Source organism: Maribacter sp., assembly GCF_016744255.1.
In the GTDB taxonomy this organism is placed as follows: Bacteria; Bacteroidota; Bacteroidia; order Flavobacteriales; family Flavobacteriaceae; genus Maribacter_B.
Window position 1 is genome coordinate 1 of record NZ_JADGES010000145.1, and the last position, 6,141, is coordinate 6,141.

Below are 6,141 nucleotides of genomic sequence, written 5' to 3' on the forward strand. Positions count from 1 at the left end.
CTAGGAAAAACAGAAGAAAGTGAAACACATGCAGAATACAGTGAAGTTTTTGAAGTAGAAGAAACTTTCTTTTCAGAAAAAGCCATATTTAAACAGAGGATAAAAATATTGAAGCCAGGGCTAGCACAGATAGAAGTTCAATTATTTTTTCAAGTATGTAAAGAGGTTTGTATTACTAGAGATGAGTCTTTTACTTTTTCTTTAAATGGCGCTCCAGTAGTAAAGACCGATGAGGATGTGGATGAACGTAGTCTAGTAATGAGTTCTGCTTTAAAGTTAGATTTAAGGAATAAAGAGTTATTAAAGAACGAAGAAACAGATTTACATGAAAAATCGGGTCTGTGGGTTGTTTTTGGATTGGGTTTTTTAGGCGGATTAATAGCGCTCTTAACACCTTGTGTTTTTCCAATGATTCCGCTTACGGTTTCCTTTTTTACCAAACAGTCGCAGAATAAATCTAAAGGAATAGTAAATGCATTGCTTTATGGATTCTTTATAGTTCTTATATATTTTCTATTGAGTTTACCTTTCCATTTGTTCGATTCTGTGGATTCGCAAATACTAAATACCATTGCTACTAATGTATGGTTAAACCTAGGGTTCTTTATTATTTTTGTGTTTTTTGCATTTTCCTTTTTTGGATACTATGAACTAACATTACCAAATTCTTGGGCTAATAAAATGGATGCAGCTTCTACTAAGGCAGGTGGTTTTATTGGTATCTTTTTTATGGCAGTAACACTTGCAATTGTATCTTTTTCTTGTACAGGTCCTATATTAGGTGGATTATTAGGGAGTACTACTTTAGCCGAAGGAGATGTTGCGAATAACCTCTCTGCAGGGATGACTGGTTTTGGAGTAGCACTAGCGTTACCATTTGCATTATTCGCTATGTTTCCAGCTTGGTTAAATTCCCTGCCTAAATCTGGCGGATGGATGACTACGGTAAAAGTGGTGCTTGGTTTTCTAGAATTAGGATTGGCGCTTAAATTCTTATCCAATGCAGATTTAGTGGGTAATTGGGGAATATTAAAAAGAGAAGTATTTTTAGGAATATGGATTGCACTTTCTTTATTACTTACTCTGTATTTATTCGGAGTATTTAAATTTCCGCACGATGGTCCTAAGCAAAAATTATCTTTAGGAAGAAAAATAACAGGATTGGTAAGTGCAGCTTTTTTAGTGTACTTGGTATTGGGAGTGAGTAAGGTTACGAATTTAAAAATGTTAAGCGGATTTCCGCCACCAGAATTCTATAGTGTGGTTTCACAGGAGAGCGATTGCCCTTTAGGGTTAGATTGTTATAAAGATTTTGATGCAGGCGTAGCGTATGCTAAAAAAGTAAATAAGCCTATTTTATTAGATTTTACAGGTATGGCATGTGTAAACTGTCGTAAAATGGAAGAAAACGTATGGAGCGAACCAGCGGTTTATGAGCTGTTAAAAGAAGAGTATGTGCTTATTTCTTTGTATGTAGATTATAGAAAGGAATTACCAAAAGAAGAGCAATTTAAATTTAAGTACGATTCTGGTCGGGTTAAAACCATAGAGACTATTGGTCAAAAATGGGGAACTTTTCAGGATATAAACTTTAATGCTGCTTCTCAGCCTTATTATGTTCTTCTTTCGCCAGATCTAGAGGTTCTAAATAAAGCCATACAAAGCACAGATAGCGATACCTATGAAAAATGGCTAAAGAAAGGATTAGAAAATTTTAAATAAAATAACAAGAAGTAGCAACACACTTTATTACAGATTATTTATTGTTTAAAATATATTTAAAGCACCTATTTGGGTGCTTTTTTAATTAAATAATTTTATCTTTCGATTACACATTTTTCATGCTAATATGACTAGATTAAAAAAAATAGGCGTTTCTGTATTATTATTTTTAGGAATTTTCATCCTGCTAATCTTTGTAGTAATTGAATTTCTTAAACCAAATTACGAAGGGGAAGTGGTATTTTCTTCTCTTAAAAAGGAAGTTTCTGTACATTATGATAGTTATGGAATACCACATATATATGGAGAAACAGAGGAAGATGCTTATAAAGCATTAGGATACGTACACGCACAAGATAGATTATGGCAGATGGAACTAATGCGCAGAATAAGTACGGGTAGATTGTCTCAAGTTTTTGGTAAAGATTTAGTAGGTACAGATACCTTTTTTCTTTCTTTAGGAATTGCAGATGCCACGGAAAAGACAGTTGCTAATTTAGACTATAATAGTGAACTTGTTACCCTATCTAATGCGTATTTAGAAGGTGTAAATCAATTTATAAAAGAAGGGCCAACACCAATAGAATATTATCTCACGGGAATAGAAAAGCAAGACTTTACTTTGGTAGATATGTATAATACGGTGGGTTACATGGCGTTTAGTTTTGCTATGGCACATAAGACAGACCCTTTTATTACCAATGTAAAAGATAAACTGGGAGTAGCATATTTGGCAGATTTAGAAATAGATGTAGATTCAGATACGGCTTGGATAAAAAATTACCTACCCAAAGAAGCCGATTCTTTGGTCGCTACAACAGAAATCCAAAATAGGATAGCCACTAATGTACATAGCGCTCTTAGTAAGGTTGCATTGCCTTTGTTCGAGGGTAGTAATAGCTGGGTTATAGCTCCGGAAAAGACTAAAAATGGAGCGGTGATATTTGCAAATGACCCGCATATAGGTTTTGCACAGCCATCGGTTTGGTATGAAGCACATATAAGTACGCCTAACTATAAAAAGTATGGGTATCATTTAGGAGGAGTTCCTTTTCCTCTTTTGGGGCATAATAGAAAAGTTGCCTATGGTTTAACCATGTTCGAGAATGATGATGTTGATTTTTATTACGAAGAAACTAACCCTGCAGATAGTACACAATATAAAACCCCGACAGGTTGGGAACCGTATACTTTTATAACCAAGAGTATTAAAGTAAAAGATGAAGAAGATGTTGTTTTTACGTATAAGAAAACAAAGCATGGCCCTGTATTAAACGGTATTGCTAATCAAATTACAGGAGAAAGACCAATTAGCATGTCTTGGACGTATACCAGCCAAGAGAACAAAGTATTTAATGCATTGTATAGCATGTCTCATGCAAACAATTTAGAGGAATTTAAAAGCGGTTTACCTAATATTCATGCTCCTGGTTTAAATGTTATGTACGGAGATGCAGAAGGTAATGTCGCTTGGTTTGCTACGGCAAAATTGCACAAACTACCAGATAGTGTAAATTCAAAAATGATTATGAATGGGAGTTCTGGTGAGGAGGAAAGGTTAGGGTATTTAGATTTTAGTAAAAACCCAAAAGCAATAAATCCACCTTGGAATTATGTGTATTCTGCAAACAACCAACCAGATTCTATAGACGGTACGCTATATCCGGGATATTATCTGCCAGAAAATAGAGCCAAACGTATTACTCAATTATTAGAACCAAAAAACGATTGGGACCAGGAATCGGCTAGTAATATGATAACGGATGTAACTTCGCCAGTGAACCCTTTAGTAGTTACAAATTTAAGTAAAGTAATCGATGTTAAGATGTTGAATAGTAGCCAGATATCTTTGTTAGATGATTTAAAGGCTTGGCAAGGAGATTACCCTTTAAATAGTTATACGGCTACAGTATACCATCGTTGGGTGTATTACTTTCTAAAAAATACTTTTTCGGATGAATTAGGAGAGGAAATGTTTGGTCAATTATTATCCACGCACTTACATAAAAGAATTATAGCTCCAATGGTAGGGAAGCTATCTTCTGTTTGGTGGGACAATGTAAACACTAAAGAAAAAGAAGAAACTCAAATTGATATAGTTAATACTTCTTTTGCAGATGCATGGGTTTCTTTAGAACAAGATTTTGGAACCAATTATAAAACTTGGACATGGGACAAAGTGCATACCATAGAACATGAGCACCCTATAGGCAAAGTAAAAGCGTTGCGTTCCCTTTTTAATGTAGGACCGTTTCCGGTTATGGGAACCCGAGAGGTTATTAATAATATGGCTTTTGGTTATAGTGACACAGGAAAGTATAAAGTTAGTTCAGGGCCTTCTACGCGAAGAATCATAGATTTCTCAGATATAGAAAATAGCATAAGCATTCTACCAACAGGGCAATCTGGTAATCCTTTTAGTAAACATTATAGGGATCAAGCGCAAATGTTTGTTAATGGAGAGTTCCGAAAAATGTTAATGAATAAAAAGGAGATAGAAGAGACTTCAAAATCATTGCTTATATTTAGTCCAAACTAAATAGGATTATGCTTACAAAAGTTTATGGTAGTTCTGTCTTTGGGGTGGAAGCTACAACTATTACCGTAGAAGTAAATGTAGATAAAGGAGTTGGTTATCATTTGGTTGGTTTGCCAGATAATGCTATAAAAGAAAGCAATTACAGGATTGCGGCAGCTCTTTTAAATAACGGCTATAAAATTCCAGGGAAAAAGATTACGATTAATATGGCACCTGCCGATTTGCGTAAAGAAGGTTCCGCCTACGATTTAACTTTGGCTTTAGGTATTCTTACAGCATCGAACCAAATACAATCCGATAATTTAGAAAAGTATATTATTATGGGCGAGCTATCCTTAGACGGTAGTTTACAACCCATAAAAGGTGCTTTGCCAATTGCTATAAAAGCTAGGGAAGAGGGCTTTAAAGGATTTATTCTTCCTAAAGGGAATGCCAAAGAAGCGGCTATAGTGTCCGATTTAGAAGTTTATGGAGTAGAAAATATTAAAGAGGTTATCGATTTTTTTGATAAAGGAACTCCTTTGGAACAGACGATTATAAATACTAGAGAAGAGTTTTCTAAAAACTTAGATTTCCCAGAGTTCGATTTTGCCGATGTAAAAGGCCAAGAGAGCATAAAACGCTGTATGGAAATAGCAGCAGCAGGCGGACATAATATTATTCTTATTGGTCCTCCAGGGGCAGGAAAAACTATGTTAGCTAAAAGATTACCATCGATATTACCACCAATGACCCTAAATGAAGCTTTGGAGACCACTAAAATACATAGTGTAGTGGGAAAGGTAAAGAATATGGGGTTAATGAGTCAGAGACCATTTAGAAGCCCTCATCATACTATATCCGATGTTGCTTTAGTAGGTGGCGGCGCATATCCGCAACCGGGAGAAATATCCTTATCGCATAATGGGGTTTTGTTTTTAGATGAATTGCCAGAATTTAAACGTGGCGTTTTAGAAGTTATGCGCCAGCCTTTGGAAGACAGAGAAGTAACTATTTCTAGAGCAAGGTTTACGGTTACCTATCCAAGTAGTTTTATGTTGGTAGCAAGCATGAATCCTAGTCCTGGCGGGTATTTTAATGACCCAGATGCACCAGTAACCTCCTCCCCAGCAGAAATGCAGCGGTATTTAGGGAAAATTTCGGGCCCTTTACTAGATAGAATAGATATCCATATAGAAGTAACTCCCGTTCCTTTTGAGAAACTATCTGAAGAACGAAAAGGAGAAAGCAGTGTAGAAATACGAAAAAGAGTAACCAAAGGCCGCGAGCTACAAACAGAGCGTTTTAAAGGCTTAGAAAACGTGCATTACAATGCGCAAATGAATACCAAGCAAATACGGGAACACTGTAAATTAGACGAAGCTTCTAAAGAACTATTAAAAAACGCTATGGAGCGCCTTAACTTATCTGCTAGAGCCTACGACAGGATATTGAAAGTTGCCAGAACCATCGCCGATTTAGAAAATACCAAAGTTGTGAATGGTACCCATATAGGCGAAGCTATTCAATACCGTAGTTTAGATAGAGAAGGTTGGTTGGGGTAGTGGTGTAATGTGGTTTAATAGAACTAGTAAAAGCCGAATTGCAAAGAGAATAATAACAAAAGCACAACAACGGCTATAATTCATTGTGGCGGAACTTTTTTCTGAAAATTCCAACTTTGAAATAAAGGCTTGGTTTTCGCGGAATAGTCCTCGCGGACTTTTCCACAACGAAACCATACGAGCCTAGACGTTGACAGTAACATACATATTGGAATTGAATTCAACATTTGGCGATTTAATAAGTTCTGGACGAAATGTCAGTAGAATAACTATGACCGAATTAGGGCAACAACTAAATTTAGATTCATTTACAATTTTCAAAAAACAAACTGAAAC

At 35.8% G+C, this 6,141-nt stretch carries 3 protein-coding genes; all 3 read left to right on the forward strand.

Annotated elements, in window-relative coordinates:
• On the forward strand, nucleotides 1-1,722 hold a 1,722-nt coding region (locus tag QZZ51_RS15845; protein ID WP_291871438.1), incomplete at its 5' end, for a cytochrome c biogenesis protein CcdA.
• Nucleotides 1,723-1,849: 127 nt separating this feature from the next.
• On the forward strand, nucleotides 1,850-4,261 hold the full coding sequence (locus tag QZZ51_RS15850; protein WP_291871439.1) for a penicillin acylase family protein: 2,412 nt from the start codon (nucleotides 1,850-1,852) through the stop codon (nucleotides 4,259-4,261).
• Between the two features lie 8 nt (nucleotides 4,262-4,269).
• Complete coding sequence (locus QZZ51_RS15855; RefSeq protein ID WP_291871441.1) at nucleotides 4,270-5,805, forward strand: YifB family Mg chelatase-like AAA ATPase; 1,536 nt, start codon at nucleotides 4,270-4,272, stop codon at nucleotides 5,803-5,805.
• Nucleotides 5,806-6,141: the final 336 nt, after the last annotated feature.